15 protein-coding genes and 1 tRNA gene are annotated in these 17,231 nt (G+C 29.1%); 9 read left to right on the top strand and 7 right to left on the bottom strand.

The window, feature by feature from the left end:
* Positions 1–7 precede the first annotated feature (7 nt).
* Positions 8–1,243 carry a glutamyl-tRNA reductase gene (hemA, locus tag V7R38_RS07650; RefSeq protein ID WP_334057275.1) on the bottom strand — a complete coding sequence of 412 codons (1,236 nt, stop codon included), beginning with the start codon at positions 1,241–1,243 and terminating at the stop codon, positions 8–10.
* A 203-nt stretch (positions 1,244–1,446) separates the two neighbouring features.
* Between hemA and V7R38_RS07645 the strand changes: the two genes are divergently transcribed.
* From V7R38_RS07645 to V7R38_RS07625, 5 genes are all read left to right on the top strand, one after another.
* Complete coding sequence (locus V7R38_RS07645) at positions 1,447–2,331, top strand: helix-turn-helix transcriptional regulator (protein ID WP_015480613.1); 885 nt, start codon at positions 1,447–1,449, stop codon at positions 2,329–2,331.
* A gap of 12 nt (positions 2,332–2,343) precedes the next feature.
* Positions 2,344–2,859, top strand: a complete 516-nt coding sequence (locus tag V7R38_RS07640) for a TrmH family RNA methyltransferase (protein WP_334057273.1) — start codon at positions 2,344–2,346, stop codon at positions 2,857–2,859.
* Between the two features lie 69 nt (positions 2,860–2,928).
* A complete protein-coding gene (gene hemH, locus V7R38_RS07635; RefSeq protein ID WP_334057271.1) occupies positions 2,929–3,945 on the top strand; it encodes a ferrochelatase in 1,017 nt (338 codons plus the stop codon).
* 96 nt (positions 3,946–4,041) lie between these two features.
* On the top strand, positions 4,042–4,647 hold the full coding sequence (locus tag V7R38_RS07630; RefSeq protein WP_334057269.1) for a CopD family protein: 606 nt from the start codon (positions 4,042–4,044) through the stop codon (positions 4,645–4,647).
* Positions 4,648–4,663: 16 nt separating this feature from the next.
* The gene (locus V7R38_RS07625) at positions 4,664–5,386 is read left to right on the top strand and encodes a sensor histidine kinase (protein ID WP_334057267.1); all 723 of its coding nucleotides are present in this window, start codon (positions 4,664–4,666) and stop codon (positions 5,384–5,386) included.
* Position 5,387: 1 nt separating this feature from the next.
* Here V7R38_RS07625 and V7R38_RS07620 read toward each other — a convergent pair whose 3' ends face one another.
* The 3 genes from V7R38_RS07620 to V7R38_RS13145 form a co-directional block, all read right to left on the bottom strand.
* Entirely contained in the window at positions 5,388–5,786 is a 399-nt protein-coding gene (locus V7R38_RS07620) for a response regulator (RefSeq protein ID WP_334057264.1), read from the bottom strand.
* A gap of 6 nt (positions 5,787–5,792) precedes the next feature.
* The gene (locus V7R38_RS07615; RefSeq protein WP_334057262.1) at positions 5,793–8,276 is read right to left on the bottom strand and encodes a PAS domain S-box protein; all 2,484 of its coding nucleotides are present in this window, start codon (positions 8,274–8,276) and stop codon (positions 5,793–5,795) included.
* Positions 8,277–8,363: 87 nt separating this feature from the next.
* A complete protein-coding gene (locus V7R38_RS13145) occupies positions 8,364–8,444 on the bottom strand; it encodes a hypothetical protein (protein ID WP_438825599.1) in 81 nt (26 codons plus the stop codon).
* 906 nt (positions 8,445–9,350) lie between these two features.
* Between V7R38_RS13145 and V7R38_RS07610 the strand changes: the two genes are divergently transcribed.
* Complete coding sequence (locus V7R38_RS07610) at positions 9,351–10,052, top strand: response regulator (RefSeq protein ID WP_334057260.1); 702 nt, start codon at positions 9,351–9,353, stop codon at positions 10,050–10,052.
* A 51-nt stretch (positions 10,053–10,103) separates the two neighbouring features.
* Here the strand turns inward: V7R38_RS07610 and V7R38_RS07605 are convergent.
* Positions 10,104–10,188, bottom strand: a tRNA-Ser gene (locus V7R38_RS07605).
* Between the two features lie 239 nt (positions 10,189–10,427).
* On the opposite strand from V7R38_RS07605, the gene aroC reads away from it, so the two are divergent.
* The 3 genes from aroC to V7R38_RS07590 are packed head-to-tail and all read left to right on the top strand — an operon-like array spanning position 10,428 to position 13,535.
* Complete coding sequence (gene aroC / locus V7R38_RS07600) at positions 10,428–11,492, top strand: chorismate synthase (protein ID WP_334057258.1); 1,065 nt, start codon at positions 10,428–10,430, stop codon at positions 11,490–11,492.
* A gap of 43 nt (positions 11,493–11,535) precedes the next feature.
* The gene (locus V7R38_RS07595; protein WP_334057256.1) at positions 11,536–12,633 is read left to right on the top strand and encodes a heparan-alpha-glucosaminide N-acetyltransferase domain-containing protein; all 1,098 of its coding nucleotides are present in this window, start codon (positions 11,536–11,538) and stop codon (positions 12,631–12,633) included.
* Positions 12,633–13,535: a carboxylesterase family protein gene (locus V7R38_RS07590; RefSeq protein ID WP_334057254.1), complete on the top strand. Its 903-nt coding sequence runs from the start codon at positions 12,633–12,635 to the stop codon at positions 13,533–13,535. Before V7R38_RS07595 ends, V7R38_RS07590 begins: the two co-directional genes overlap by 1 nt.
* Here V7R38_RS07590 and V7R38_RS07585 read toward each other — a convergent pair.
* Complete coding sequence (locus tag V7R38_RS07585) at positions 13,528–14,808, bottom strand: YaiO family outer membrane beta-barrel protein (protein ID WP_334057252.1); 1,281 nt, start codon at positions 14,806–14,808, stop codon at positions 13,528–13,530. The two genes, V7R38_RS07590 and V7R38_RS07585, sit on opposite strands and share 8 nt — an antisense overlap.
* Positions 14,805–17,231, bottom strand: a complete 2,427-nt coding sequence (locus V7R38_RS07580; RefSeq protein WP_334057250.1) for a sulfatase-like hydrolase/transferase — start codon at positions 17,229–17,231, stop codon at positions 14,805–14,807. The genes V7R38_RS07585 and V7R38_RS07580 overlap by 4 nt, the downstream gene beginning before the upstream one ends.

Raw genomic sequence — 17,231 nt, 5'->3', positions numbered from 1 at the left:
GTAGTTTTTAAGATTGAAAAACCTTATTGATGACCTCTAAACTTTGTGCAACAGATGTTTCTTCATCTTTTAAATGTTTCACAAATTGAGTTGTTATTTTTTGTATGAATCGTGAAGTTACTATTTCTGCTTGACTTTCATCAAAATCTGCTATTTTTTTCCTTTGAAAGTTAATTTCATCGTTTTTAATAGTTTCTAATGATTGTTTTAAAGCTGCAATGGCTGGCGTAAATCTTCTATGATTTAACCAATCATTAAATTCAGATTTATGTTTTTCTATAATTGCCTCTGCTTTTGGTATTTCTTGTTTTCGAGCTGCCAAAGTTTCATCTGTAATTTTAGATAGTTCATCTACATTTACCAAAGAAATATTGTCGAAATCAGTAACATCTTTCGCTACATTTTCTGGCATTGATAAATCTAAAATTAATAATTCTTTATCCCCTGAAATATGTTGCTTTGTAATAGTTGGTTTATCTGCACCAGTAGAAACAATCAACACATCTGCATTATTCACTTCTTCTGTTAAATTTTCTATAACCGATTTTCTTATAGAATGATGTTCTTTTACAAACTCAGCGGCTTTTTCTTCTGTTCTATTCACCAAACAAACAGATTTGTTTTGTGTATACTCTGCTAAATTTTTACAAGTATGTTTACCCATTTTTCCCAATCCAAAAACTAATATATTTTTCGAATTGTAATCTGGTAAATTTTTAATGATATACTGCACAGCTGCATAAGAAACAGATGTAGTTCCAGAACTTAAACGAGTATCGTTCTTTACTTTTTTACTTGCCTGAAGCACACTATTTACCAATCTTTCTAAGTATGCATTAGTAGTTTTATGCAATTTGGCCATTTTAAAAGCTTGCCTTAATTGCCCTACAATTTCATAATCTCCTAAAATTTGACTTTCTAAACCTGTACCTATTCTAAATAAGTGATGCACTGCATCTTGATTTTTATAAACATTAGAAATAGAAGCAAATTCTTCTACTGTACCTTCAGAGAAGTGACACAATAATTGAATTAATTGGTAAGGATGTTCTGCGAAACCAGAAATTTCGGTTCTGTTACAGGTAGATAAAATGAAAACACCTTCAAAGTTTTTAGCCTTAGCTAATTCTAATAACGCAGCCTGATTATCTTTAGATAAAGAGAACTTACCACGAGTATTTGCATCTGCTTTTTTGTAACTGACGCCAATATTATAAAAATGTGTTTTCGCTGTTTCTAACATAAACCTTAAAAGTGGTACAAAAGTAAAAAGAGTTCTTAAAAAAAAATATCGCTAAAAGTACTTTAAATAACGTTCTATGTTTTTTAGATGCCAAATGATATAAAAACATTCAAAATTCCTTATTTTTGTTGACAGTAAAGGATTTGCGGTAATTTTATATAGAACCATTCTAAATAAAAGCAGATTGAAATAAATATTGGATTATGTTTAAAAATGTCGGAGAAAGTACTTTAGACGAAATTAACCTAGAAAAAGGTTTTTATGTTCTTCATTTTCAGAACGAAAGCAAAGAAGTAGAGAGCTTTGAACGCGAAATAGATAGCACTTTTATTCAAATTCATTTTTGTTTACGAGGTAAATCTAAATTCTTATTCAATAACAGTTCTTATTCGTTTGATGTTTTAGACAACAGATCAATATTACTTTACAATCCTCAAAGGACTTTACCAATCAACTTAGAGATACAGCCAAAAACAACGCTTATTTCTTTATTAATATCTATAGAAAAATTTCACTCCTTGTTTTCTAAGGAATCTGGTTACATTCCTTTTTTGAGTGATGAAAATAGCAACAAAAAATATTATGATGATGCAGAAATAAAACCAACTGTTGCTATAGTATTGCAGCAAATCATCAACTCTAACATCAATAGCTCTATAAGAGACTTGTATGTAAAAGGTAAAGTTTACGAATTACTAAGTTTACATTTTCAAAAAGATGAAACTGCAGAAGGTGAATACTGTCCTTTTTTAGTAGACGAGCAGAATGTTTTAAAAATTAGACAAGCCAAAGAGATTATTATTTCTAGAATGGCAGAACCACCTAGTTTGCAAGAATTAGCTAATGAAATAGGCTTAAATATAAAAAAACTAAAAGAAGGGTTTAAACAAATTTATGGTGATACCGTTTACAGTTTTCTATTCGATTATAAAATGGAGCATTCTAGACGACTTTTAGAAACCAACCAATACAATGTTAATGAAGTGGGCACACAAGTTGGTTACAGCACTGCTAGCCATTTTATAGCTGCTTTTAAAAAGAAGTTTGGCACCACACCAAAGAAATATGTAATGAGTTTAAATCAATAGCACCTAATTATAGTGAAACAGTTAACGCATAATGATGTAGAAAACCAACAGCAAAAGTTTCCAATAACTATTGTTTGTGATGCTATTCGAACTCCAGAAAATATAGGCATGTGTTTTCGAATTTCTGAAAGTTTTGGAGTAGAAAAAATCTATTTTCATGAGAACTCCCCTTCTATAGAAAACAGAAAAGTAATTAATACTGCCAGAAATACCATCAACCAAATTGAATACCAAACTTATTCTGAGTTTGACCAACTCATTCAAGAATTAAAACAAAAAGGAAACACCATTATAGGCATAGAAATTACTGATAAAAGTATCGATATTCAAGATTTTGATTTTAAAAAATATGAAAAAATCGTACTACTTTTGGGTAGTGAAAGAAATGGAATTGAGAATATAAATTTGGTAGATGAAACTATTGCTATACCTATGTATGGTAGAAATTCATCTATGAATGTAATTCACAGTTTAGCCATTACACTTTACGAAATAACAAATCAACTAAAAATAAAGAACAATTATTAGTTGTCATTATAAAATAAGTTCTGCAAATGAAATCAGAACAGCATAAAAAATGAACTAAATTCAGCAAACATGAAAGGAGTTTTATTAGTAAATTTGGGATCACCAGCAAGCACATCAACCAAAGATGTTAGAAACTATTTGGAAGAGTTTTTAATGGATGAGAGAGTAATAGATGCCCCAAAATGGTTAAGAACCATATTGGTAAAGGGTATTATTTTAAATACAAGACCAAAAAAATCTGCAAAAGCATATAAAAAGATATGGTGGGATGAAGGTTCTCCATTAATTGTTTTATCGGAAAGACTATTGGATAAAGTTCAAGAAAAAACTGAACTGCCTGTAGCTTTAGCAATGCGTTATGGAACGCCATCTATAAAAATGGGGCTTCAAGAATTACATGATAAAGACGTTACAGATGTTTTAATTGTTCCTTTATATCCACAGCATGCTATGGCTACTACTGATACAATTTTAGTATTAGCAGAAGAATTAAGACAGGAGTTTTTTCCTCAAATGAAATTTAGTCATATACCTGCTTTTTACCATAAAAAAGACTATATAAAAGTGTTGGGAGACAGTATAAAAAATCATTTAGAGGGCAAAGAATGGGATAAAATCTTGTTTTCTTATCATGGAATTCCTGAAAGACATGTACGTAAATCAGATATTACAAAAAGCCATTGCAACCCTTCAGATAGCAAAAATTTTACATGTTGTAAAACAGAATCTCCAGCACACGAATTTTGTTATAAACATCAATGTTATGAAACCACATGGCAAGTTGTTGAATATTTGGGCTTAGAACCACATCAATATTTTGTTTCATTTCAATCAAGATTAGCAGGAGATCCATGGTTACAGCCTTACACAGACAAAATGTTAGAAAAATACCCAGAAGAAGGTGTTAAAAAACTAGCAGTTGTAACTCCGGCTTTTGTATCAGACTGTTTAGAAACTCTAGAAGAAATTGCTATGGAAGGTAAAGAAGACTTTTTAGAGGCAGGTGGAGAAGCTTTTTATGCAATACCTTGTATAAATGATAATGATGATTGGGTTAATGTTTTAGTAAATTGGATTGAAGCTTAAAATTAAAAGTCATTCCTTATATTGCATTTCACTTAAATGTCATTTAAAACTGATTTTATGACTTTAAGTATTAAAAATCTAAAATATATTTAGAACATGGATTTTCTATACATAAAAGCTTTACACATTATTTTTGTAGTAACCTGGTTTGCAGGTTTATTCTACATTGTACGTTTATTTATTTATCATACAGAAGCAGAAACCAAATTAGAACCTGCAAAAACAATTTTGCAAACTCAGTATAAATTAATGAGTAAAAGGCTTTGGTATATTATAACCTGGCCTTCTGCTATTTTAGCAAGTATTTTTGCTTTTTGGATGTTGTATACAAATCCATATTATTTATCTGAACCTTGGATGCATGTGAAACTTACGTTTGTTTTAGGCTTGTATTTCTACCATGGTTTTTGCCAAAATATTTACAATAAACTTCAAAAAGATATTATAACATATTCTGCGTTTAGATTACGTATTTTTAATGAAATTGCCACTTTAATATTATTTGCAGTCGTTTTTCTTGTTACTATAAAAAGTGCTATTAATTGGATTTGGGGTGTAGTTGGAATTATATTATTTGGTGTACTTTTAATGCTAAGCATTCGTATTTACAAAAAAATTAAAGAAAAAAAGTCTTGGGATAAAGCAGAAAAAGAAGTCTTAGAACAAGAAAATACTACCTCAGAAAGTGGAGAACAATTATAAGGAGCAACTAGTAGCAATGCAAAAAGAGCACGATGAATTACTTGCCATAAACAAGCATTTATCTGAACAAAATAAGGAACTGAAACAGTTTTCTCATTTAGCTTCGCATGACATGCAACAACCCTTAAATAACATTATCTCCTACTTAAGCTTGTTAGACAGCAGTAAAGACAAGTTAGATGATATTGGCAAATTAAGCCTAAAAGTAATTAGCAAGTCTACTGCCAAAATGAAAAGCTATATTACTTCTCTGTTAGATTTGTCTTTAATTGGTACTTCTAAGAAATCTGAAAAGGTTTTTCTAAAAGAGGTTTTAACTGATGTTAAAGATGCCATATACCAACAAATTGTAACTTCAAATGCTGACTTATCCTTTAATTTAATAGATCATGAAATTGAAGGAATTAAAAATGATTTTTATTTGCTCTTTTTAAACATCATAGAAAACGCAGTAAAGTATCATAAGGAAGGTAGCTTACCGAAAATTATAGTTACATCAGAAATTAAAGACAACAATTATTTGTACACCATTGCTGATAATGGAATTGGAATTGCAAAGGACCAATTTGACACTATTTTTGAAATTTTTAAAACACTACACCCAGATGAAGAATTTGATGGTGTAGGTATTGGTTTGGCGCAAGCAAAAAAAATAACCAAACTTTACAATGGTAAAATTTGGTTAGATTCTGCACCCAATAAAGGCACTACATTTTATATAAGTTTTCCTAAAGGATAGTTTACTGCCAGAAATTAGTCATTAAATTGGCAATCCTTTTCTTCGTTAATGGTTTGTTTAAAAACATATCAATTTCGTCATTAGATTCTATTTTTTCTTTTTCTTCATCTATTAACGAGGTTGATAAAACCACAATTTTAGGTCTTTTTTCTTTAAAATTTTTAGTTCCTGTATACAGCTCTATAAAACGAAAACCATCCATCACTGGCATATTTAAATCTAAAAAAATTAGATCAGGCTCAATGCTGTTTTTAGGATTTGTTAAAACATCTAATGCACCTTTGCCATTTTTAGCTTTAACAACTGTATCTGTAAGATTAATTTGTTTTATAATAATTTCATGAAATCTATTAGTTGATTCATCATCATCTATCAATAATATACAATTCAGCTTTTTCAAAACTTTCTATTTTTTAAAATACAACTTAAATGTACTTCCCTCTCCTAAAATAGAATCCACTTCAATTTTACCTCCTGATTTCTCCAGCACTTTTCTTATAATATACAAGGCCAAACCACTACCTTTTACATCAGCATTTGCTCTTCTAAATAAACCAAAAACTTGGTCTTTGTGTTCATCTAAATCGATACCTATACCATTGTCTGAAATACAAATACAATAAAAACTATCGTTATCTATACATGATTGAATATGAATTTCTGGCGTTCTATCAGTATGCCTATATTTTATAGCATTTTCAATAACGTTTTGAAGCATACTAATTAAATGTGCTTTAGAAAAATCTATTGTTTTACATTTATTAAAATCGTAGGTAATTTTAGCCCCACTATTTTCTATGGATGAGCTTAAAACTACTAAAATTTCTTTTGTAGACTCTTCTAAATTAATAGTTGTTATATTCTCCAATACCAAAGTTCTGGCTTTTGTAACAGACACTAAGTTTTTAAGAGTTCTTTCTGCATTATCAACATTTTGATCTATCCAATTTATTGCTTCTTTAGATATTGAATCTGTTATAGTATCATCCTCTTTTAAAAGAGATACATAAGAACTAATGTTTGAAATTGGTGCCTTTAAATCGTGACTAGTAACATAAGTAAGTTCTTCTAAATCTTTAACTACTCTATTTAACTGAGTCACATCTCTAAGTGAAGAATAACTATTAATGATTTCACCATTTTCATCTCTCATAGCGCTTGCATTTAACACAACATCTAATGGGTTACCATCTTTACATTTCATTCTTAAACTAAATTCTTTTACAAAACCATATTTTTTAAAACTTTTAAAAGTCTCTTTCGCCTTATCAATAAATTCTTCCGATATAAAATTGAAAACTTTATGACCAATTATATCTTGTTTCTTATATCCAAATTTTACGAGAAAAGTATTGTTACATTCAATAATATTTGCAGTTTTTGCACTAACAGAAAGAAACATATCAGGAGCATAATTGTATAAATTATGAAATTTATCTAGTGCTTTTTCTAACTCTATGGTTCGCTCTTTTACCTTAACTTCAAGTTTTTGGTTCGAATTTTTTAATTGTTTTTCAGACTTTTTTAATGAAGTGATATCTATATGACAACCAGTCATTCTTTGAGGATTACCATCCTCATCCCAATCAATTACATTACCAATACAATTTACCCAAATAATAGATCCATCTTTATGAAAATATCGAATATCATTATTATAAGGCATTTTACCTCTAGATTCGATATGTTTATTAAGACTTTTTAAGGCTATTGGAAAATCTTCAGGATGCATTACACTTGTTACCCATTCATATGTATTGGGAGCCTCATTTTCTTCATATCCAAACATTTTTTTGAAAGTGGGACTCATAAAAAATATTTCGTTTTTTAGATCCCAATCCCAATAACCTGCCATAGATGCCTCAACTACTGTATTATACGTTAAGTTAGCTTCTTTTAATTCCTCTTCACTTTGTTTAATATTGGTAATATCCATTGCAATACCAATATGTCTAACTTTATCGGTATTCGGTACTCTATCATAAATAGTATCTCTGGCCAATAACCAAACATAATGACCTTTTTTATGTTTCATTCTATATTCTAGCTCATGAACCACCCCTTCTTTTGAATTATTAATTTGATCCAAATACGGATTTAACTTAGGTAAGTCTTCAGGATGAAAAACAGAACTTAAGAAATTTTCTCCCATTTCTTGAACCTCTTTTGGAGAATAACCTATAATTCTCTCTAAAACACCATTAGCATATTCGTTTGCAGAAGTATGCTGATTATATATATAAAGTGCCACAGGTATTACACTGTTTACGTTATTCAAAAATTTTACATTTTCGGTCAATCTATTTTCTAACACTTTTTGACTTGTAATGTCTATAAATGAAATAACACAACCTTCAATTTGTTTAAGTACATTAAAATAAGGTGTTTTTCTTTTGATGTACCACTTATTATTTATTTCAATTTCTTTTTCTAATATAACTCCATCAATAATTACTTTCTGAATTCTATCTTGTAATTGTTCATTATCATCCTCGCCTAAAAATGAATTATAATTTTCTATTGGTTTACCGATATCATTTTCTGTAATGCTAAAAAACTCCTTAATAGTTGGAGAAAATCTTCTAATTTTAAAATCTAGGTCCAAAAATATAGTACCTAATTTTGTACTGTTCATCAAATTATCAAGATCTGTATTCAGTCTTTCTACCTTGTCTAATCTGCTTTGATATTTACCATTTACAATTTCAAATCTTTTATTGACCTCTTGTAATTCTTCATTTTTGTTAAACAGTTCTTCTTTAAATAATTTTAGATCTTCATTAGTTAACTGCAGTTGTGCTCTTGTATCAGCAAGTTCTTTTTCTAGACTCTCAATTTTGCTTCCTAAAATAATTTTTTCGTCTGCCACTGTTTCATTTTCTGTCTTCATAATAGTAAAGTTACTGAGGTTAAGATAATTAAAAATGTTGATACATTCTGCAATTTAATAAATTCATTATTTTACATGGAGTTAAAATCATATAGCATGGTTAAAATCGCTTGGTAAATTATCAAAGAAAAGCTTTAACGCTTCTAAACCTCCTGCAGATGTACCTATACCTACAATAAAAGAATCTTTATTTACAATACTTTTACCCTCTTTTTTGACCTTTGGTTTCTTCGCTATCCATGAGTTGTTGATTAATTATGCTAAAGATAATTTTTTAAAAATAGTTTCGAAAATATTTGAAAAATAAAATATTTTTTCTAAATTGTAACGAATTAAGACAATAAACGACCAAAAAAGACACTCAACCTTCCTCCAACAAATAAATGTTTTTTTAAATTTGCAGAAATCTTAATTAGAAAGAGCTGGATGTAACCAGCTCTTTTTTTATTGCTTAAAAAAAGAACCAACGTTTTAAAAAACGTTAGCTCTTATGTGATAGCCTTCCCCACAAAGGTTATGATTCAAAATTAAAAGACAATTTCATTATATTCAAAATAATTTAATAACTATTTTCGACAACTCTTTCACTATTTTCGACATAAAGTTAATCTAATTGAAGAACATTTAAAGCACAAGAATTTTTTTTAGATTATACAAATTAGCGCTACTTTTAAATATATTCATACAGTAAACAGCTTTCTTATTTTGTATCTAAAATACTTTTCCATAAAAAAAAGAACCAACATAAACGTCAGTTCTTTTATTTGATAGCCTTCCCCACAAAGGTTATGATTCAAATTTATTAGACATCTTTAACATATGTTAATAAATCATTTAACAATTGAAGACTTAAAAACAACCATTTCAGACACATAGAAATTAAAACATAATTTAAATTACTAACTTTCTAGTAATAGAACCAACTATGTATCAGTTTAAATTTATACTCAAATCACTTGATAACTGATTGTATAATTATTTTATATTCATATAGTTCCGAATTAATAATTGATCTTTTTCCAATAAAAATTACTATTTTAGATTTATAAACCTTCTGTTTAGCCTTAAAAATTTATGAAAACTAAAATTTTAGTCGTTGATGATTCTATAGATTCTAGGATCTATGTTTTTAGTATCTTATCTGATTATGAAGTTTTAGAAGCAAAAAGTGGCGAAGAAGCTTTAGATACCATTTCTAAGGTTAATATTGATTTGCTAATTACTGATTACAACATGCCAGAAATGGATGGTTTTGAGTTAGTTTCTAAAATTAAGCAGAAGAAATACGAGTTTCCTATTATCATAATAACATCACTTACTTCTTTAGATAAGAAGAAAAAAATGCTAAGGTTGGGTATAGATAATTATGTTTACAAGCCTTTTTTCAAAGAAGAACTAGTTAACATTATTTCAAGGGCAATTGTATATCACAAAACAGTACTTTCTTCTAAAAGTAAATTAGACTTAGACACTAATGATCAATTTGAAGATTTTAAAACCAAAACAGAACGAATTCTTTTTGAAAACGTAGATAATTTTAATTTTTCCATAGAATCATTGGCAGAAGAATTTGAAATTTCTACAAAAACATTAACTAGAAGAACCAAGGCTATTTTTGGGCAAACCCCAAATCAGTTAATGATTGAGTGCAGGTTAAATGTGGCTCAAGAAATCATATCACAAAATCCGAGAATTAGTTTAAAAGAAACTGCCAAAAAAGTCGGACTCAAAAATACAACCTACCTAAAAAGTAGATTAAAAGAAAAATTTAAATAGAAAAATCTAAAAACTAAAAAATCCCGTAATTTCTTACGGGATTTTTTTTTGCGGAGAAAGAGGGATTCGAACCCCCGGACCTGTTACAGTCAACAGTTTTCAAGACTGCCGCATTCGACCACTCTGCCATTTCTCCAAGTGTCTCATCAGGTATTTCCTGAATGCGGATGCAAATATAGAAAGCTTTTTTATTTTGTGAAACAAAAATTCCAATAATTTTTATTTTTTTTGAATATGGCTATTTTATTTTTTTAACACACTAAATAACAGAACTTTAAAAATATTCCAGAAAATTAGAAATCGTATTTACAATAAGAAGAATAGTGATTAGTTCTAGTCTTTATTATATTTGTTGCTTAATCTTAATTAATACTGATGTCTTTTAATTCTTTTGGTAATTTATTAAAGCTAACTACGTTTGGAGAATCTCATGGAACAGCTATTGGAGGTGTAATTGATGGTTTTCCAGCAGGTGTAGAAATCGATCTAGATGCAATTCAAAAAGATTTGGACAGACGTAAGCCTGGACAATCAAAAATAGTTACACAAAGAAAAGAGCCAGATACTGTAGAGTTTTTATCTGGTATTTTTGAAGGTAAATCAACTGGTACTTCTATTGGTTTTATTATTAAAAATACAAATCAAAAAAGCAAAGACTACAATCACAATACTAACGTTTACAGACCCTCCCATGCTGATTATACTTATGATCAGAAATATGGATTACGCGATTTTAGAGGTGGAGGAAGAAGTTCTGCACGTGAAACTGCAAATTGGGTTGTTGCTGGAGCTTTGGCTAAACAACTAATTTCATCAATTAAAATTAATGCATTTACATCATCAGTAGGAGACATCTTTATGGAAAAACCATATCAAGATGTTGATTTTTCGAAAACAGAACAAAATATTGTTCGTTGTCCTGATGAAGAAAGTGCAGAGAAGATGATTACAAAAATTAAAGAAATACGCAAGGCTGGTGATACTATTGGTGGCACAATTACTTGCGTTGCTCAAAATATGCCAATTGGTTTAGGAGAGCCTATTTTTAATAAGCTTCATGCAGAACTAGGTAAAGCAATGTTGTCTATTAATGCTGTTAAAGGTTTTGAGTTTGGAAGTGGATTTTGTGGAGCAAAAATGAGAGGTTCTGAACATAATGACATTTTTAATGCAGATGGTTCTACACAATCTAATTTATCTGGTGGTGTACAAGGTGGAATTTCTAATGGTATGGATGTGTATTTTAGGGTTGCTTTTAAACCAGTAGCGACTATTATGAGTGCTCAACAAACTATTAATTCTGAAAATGAAGTTACAGAAATTACAGGAAAAGGAAGACACGATCCTTGTGTTGTACCAAGAGCTGTACCTATCGTAGAAGCATTGACAGCTTTAGTTTTAGCAGATTTTTACTTACTTAACAAAACTCGTAAAATCTAAATTCTCTCAATTTTAAGTATCTTCCCCTAAAAATCTTATCTTTTTGAGAAACAGTAGATTATATTTTATTGATATTGTTAGAGCATTTGCTATTTTAATGATGCTTCAAGGTCATTTTATTGATGCTTTAATTGATCCTGTTTTTAGAAATCCTGAATTTACTACTTATAAAATTTGGTCTTATTTTAGAGGAATAACAGCACCCACTTTTTTTACAATTTCTGGTCTAATATTTACCTACCTTCTTCTTAGAGCGAAAGAAAAAAATGAAGATAAAAAAAGGATGCGTAAAGGAATTACAAGAGGACTTTTTTTAATAGGTGTAGGTTATTTGCTAAGAATCCCTTTTTTAGCTTGGCTCACAGGGCACTTTAATACCTATTTTTTGGTGATTGATGTTCTACAAATTATTGGACTTAGCCTTATTTTAATTATATCTATTTATTTCTTTTCACTAAAGAAAACCTATCTTTTTTCAGCAGTAACCCTAGTTTTAGCAATAAGTATTTTTGTGTGCGAACCCTTATACAGAGGTATTTCAGTTGACAGCCTTCCTATATTTTTAAACAATTATATTTCTAAGACAAATGGTTCTGTTTTTACCATAATTCCATGGTTTGGTTATGTCGCATTTGGCGCATTTGTTGCAACTATTTATTATAAAAATGTACACAAGCAATATTTCAAGGAAATAATGATTTCGATTTTTACGATTGTAGGAATTATTTTGATTAGCTACTCATCTGCCATTTTAGTTTATTTATCAAAATTATTTGATATTCAATTATTTATGGATTCAGCAAGCTATAATTATTTGTTTACAAGATTAGGTAATGTTTTGCTTTACTTTGCCTTTTTCTATGCATTCGAAAACTTTTTAAAAATTCCGATTCTTTTAAAAATTGGCCAAAAAACGCTATCCATTTATGTTATTCACTTTATCATAATTTATGGTAGTTTTACTGGACTTGGTTTTAAACATATATTTGGAAAAAGTTTAAACCCAACAGAAGCAATTTTTGGTGCAGCTCTTTTTTTAGTGATTGTTTGTTTTATCTCTTTTTATTATGCAAAAACAAATGCTTTTTTGTATGTACAGCTTAGAAAATTGATTGATAAAAGAAAAAGAAAAAACGAATAATGGCATCAAAATTTAAACTTCTTGTAATAATTTCTGTACTAAGTTTTGGTCAATTATCGGCTCAAAAACTTTATCTTACAGATAGTTTTAAAGTTAAAAAAAGAACATTTACCTATCATAAATTAAAATTAGAAAAGAATCTAAAGCTAGATTTATACAGACCAAAAAAACTCAAAACTATAAGACCACTAATTATTTATGTTCATGGAGGTGGATTTTCTGGAGGAAAAAGGAATGATGACGTTTCTAAAACATTCTCTACTGAATTTGCAAAATTTGGCTACAATGTTGCATCAATTTCTTACAGATTAACCATGAAAGGAATTGGTTTTGGGTGCAGTACAAAAGCCGATTTAAAAATAAAAGCTTTTGATGAAGCTTCTAAAGATCTTAGTTATGCCATTCAATATTTATTAAAAAAACAAAAACGTTTTAAAATAGATACAAACAAAATTATATTAGTTGGTTCAAGTGCTGGTGCAGAAGCCATTTTACATTTTGCCTATGCTTACAACAACACTATTTTAAATGATGATGTAAAAATTGTAGGTTTAGTATCTATGGCAGGTGCCTTAACTACCTTAAAAAACATTAATTCAAAAACTGCTATTCCTACTCAATTATTTCACGGCACTAAAGATGAGCTTGTACCTTACAACATAGCTCCTCATCATTATTGTAAGACTACAGATGAAGGTTATTTGGAATTATTTGGCTCAAGAGCGATTGCAGATCATTTAAAGAAAATAGATAAATCGTACTATTTATATACTGTAAAAAATGGAGACCATAGTTGGAACTCCAGACCCATTTTTGAGGCAAAAGAACATATTTTAGACTTTTTATATTTTGATGTTTTACAGAACAAACAAAGAAAAACAGAAGTTAATACATCTATCTAAAACGTATAGCATAAGAAACTCCTAAAGTAGGATATAGAAAGTAATCTCCTTTCGAAAATGGTTTTTCCTCTCTAAACATACTAGCATTGAATCCCCATAAATTTTTCTTGTTTTTGGTGGAAAAATAATAGCCTAAAACTAAGGCTTGAGAATCTAATTGAAAAATTTCATCACCAGAGAAACCTGGTGCAAATCGATCTAATGCAGGTGATGCTCCAAAGCCTGCCTCTACTGTCAAATAATTATCTGCATCACTTGTGTATTTTCTATAAATTAATCGACCAGATTTACTTGTTCCTGGTTCTCCAGGCGTAACATAAGTTCTAAATGCCCAGTAACTATTACCTGTATACCAACCAACAGAACCAGTATAAATAATAGTTTCTGTAGAGAACTTTAACCATCTAAAACCTAATGAAGCTTCGAAACTTTTTGGTAAGGATTTAAACAATTCAAAACCATAACGTTGTGTAGGATTTAAAGGACTATTAGAAAAAGCTCCACTAACATAAGCATACAAACCTTTGGCAATTCTCGGATATAAGTCTATTTCTAATTGATAATTATCTGTTTCGAATCTATTAGAATAATTTATTCTTGCATTGATACTTCCAAATTTTGTTTGTCTTGCATAAGAAAATGAGCTGTAATACATATTTGCTCTACCATTATCACCGTCAAAATCGTAATAATCTGTGGAAACACTAATACCAATTGTATTAAAGCTTAAAGAGGTTTCCAAAGAATTTTTATAATTTAAAACTTCTTGGTTATCAGGATTCAGTTTTATAGCCTCTGTAATTGTTATTAAAGCTTCATCTTTATTACCTCTATTAAACTCAGATTTGGCTTTTAATTGCATTAACTCTGCATCTCCAGGAAATACTTCTAAGGCTTTGTTTGAAAGCTCTAATGCCTTATAATATTTTTCTGCATATTGTTCGTTTTTAATATAAGCTATCCAATCTGTTTTTCTTTCTTTATCTCTATCTAACACATATTTAAACTCTTTTCTTGCTTTGGCATAGCTACCATCCCAAGAATAAGTACTTGCCAAGAAAGCACGAATACCCAAATAGTTTGGATACTTCGTTAAAATAAATTTTAAAGAATCTTGTGCTTGCTTTCTTTTACCATTAAAAGCTAGTTCTCTGGCTGTTTTAAAGGCAGTATCAGGATTACCATTAAATACTTTTTTCTGCGCCACTAATTTATCCGTAGAAAAAATCATTACACTAAACAGCACTATTAAGGGTATTATTTTTTTTATCATTTTAATGATTCTTTAAATTTGATATATGCATCATTCTTAGGTTGCTTCTTTAAAATACTGTCCATTACTATTTCAGCATCTTTAATATTTCCCATTGTTTTATAAGCTCTAGCCAATTTAAAGGCAATATCATCGTTCAAAATTTTATTTTCTTTTGCCTTTTTTGCTATTACTTTGGCTTTGTCGTTTTGAGAAGACCACCAATACATATCTAATAATGCTAAATAGGCATCATCATAATAAGGCGCTCTATCTAAAGCATTTAACAATTCTTCTTCTGCTTCTGTATATTTACCATCCCAAGCAAATGTTCTTCCTTTTAAAATTCTTACATCGATATAATTTGAGTTTTTTCTAAGAATATAATTACAAATTAAACGCGCCAAATCTCTTTCTTCATTAAAGGCTTTTTCTCTAGCTAGCATAAACATTTCATTTAATTTAAGATTAGCCGTTAATTGTTCTACTTTCTTTAACTCTTCAGGCTTAAACTTATACACTTCTTTAATAACATCGTTTTTATTAAAAGGATAAATTTTATCATTCTGTGTAACATAAGCATTTAGACTTTTAAACTCGTTCAATTGCTTTTTTATTTCAGCTTCAATGGTATTGTCTTCTAATTTATAAGTGTTAAAATTGTCTTTTATTTTAAACAAGTTTCCACTAGAATACATATAATCTTTGTAAACAAAATCATTTAAACTGCCTTTGTAACGCATTAAGGGTATTTTATGAATGTTTCTAAAGGTTTGTGCAGTATCTATCCCTGTGCCAATCCATGGTGCTTTTTGAGGTATGGTAATATTATAGTTCTTTGATAAGAAAGCCAACAAACTTGGTGTAACATCTAAATGTGAGGATACTGAATTCATTTTTGAAGTTTGTTTTAACATTGGGCTATAGATGAACAATGGCACATTAAACCTACATAATTGATCTTTCTGTGCAATTGGAATTAACCTATGATCTCCACTAATAACGAATATAGTATTGTTGTAATCTGCTCTTTTCTTGTAAGATTCTATAAACATTTCTATACTTTTATCAGCATATAAAATACTAGCAAAAATTTCTTTGTTGGCTGTTATTTGTTTATCAGTTACCTCTAAATCTGTATCTGAATTAATTATACTATCAACTTTTTTTAAGTAGGTTTCTTTAACAGGAAAATCGAATGGCTCATGTATGGTTTGCGTTGTAATTAAATCTAACCTTGGGCCTTTAGTATTTTTTAATTCGACCAATGTTCTTTTAAAAATTTCATAATCTGAATATCCCCAGCTAAAACCTGTATCTCCATTTGTAGATTTAGGATAAGAGCTGTCGTATTTATTTTCATCGATGACATTATCTAAACCATTATAATCTAAAAAGTTTATTTTTTTGTCAAAACTAGATTGGTCTCCAGAGAAAAAAGAAGTTGTATATCCATTTTTCTTTAAAACACTAAATAATGATAAATGTGTTGGTGTATCTTCTATTTCTAGAAAACCTTTATTGCCAAAAGGTACAGAAGCCATGAGCGAAGGCAAAGCCCCAAATGTTCTACCTGTGTTACTTAAAAAGTTAGGCCAGAATAAAGATTTCGGAATTAACGAATTTAAATAAGGTGTAAAACCACTATAGTATTTATCCCCAACAAACTCGGAACCTAAACCTTCTACAAGTATAACTACAACATTAGGTTTTTCTTCTTTAATGGTAAAAAACGGACCTAAAACATCCTTTATTTCTGATGACTCTCTTAAAAACGGATATTCATTACTACCATCTAATTTTACAGCTTGCACATCCTTTTTTCCAATTTCATAATTGATAACATCTGTAACAAAATAGTACATCTTATTTTGATACTTAGCATTAGAAAAATCACTGATCGTTAATTTTATTGCAACAACAATTATCGTTGTTATAATAAATATTCTTCCATAATGCTTGTAATAAGGAGATTTTTTAAGAAAAACACTGCTCACTATAAACAACAATGGAAAAATAATAAATGGTAGAAAATAAAATACAGAAGTGCTTTCTGATGAAGTTACAGTTAAATAAATATCATCTAAAGAATAGCCTAATAAATCTGCACCCAAATTTAAAAGCGTGGTAAGGCTATACTTGGTTAAAGAAAACTCTATAAGAGTTAAAATCACAAACACCACCTTAATAAATACTGCCCCATATTTATATTTCTTACTGGCTAACAAATGATAAAAAGGTAAGAAAATAAGAAAGATGAATAATACTGTGTATAAATGATTTAATAGTTTAAAAACAATGAGTTCAAATAAATTTGGTAATTCTTTACCACTGAAATACGTAGATGTAATTTCGAAAACACTTATCATCCAAAAGGTGAGCATTAATGCAAAACACAGTAGAATATAAGCTCTATTTTTTTCTCTTATTGTTTTAATTTTCAT

Origin of the sequence: Polaribacter sp. P097, from assembly GCF_036864555.1 — a bacterium.
Lineage (GTDB): Bacteria > Bacteroidota > Bacteroidia > Flavobacteriales > Flavobacteriaceae > Polaribacter.
This window is presented reverse-complemented; position numbering and strand designations above follow the sequence as displayed.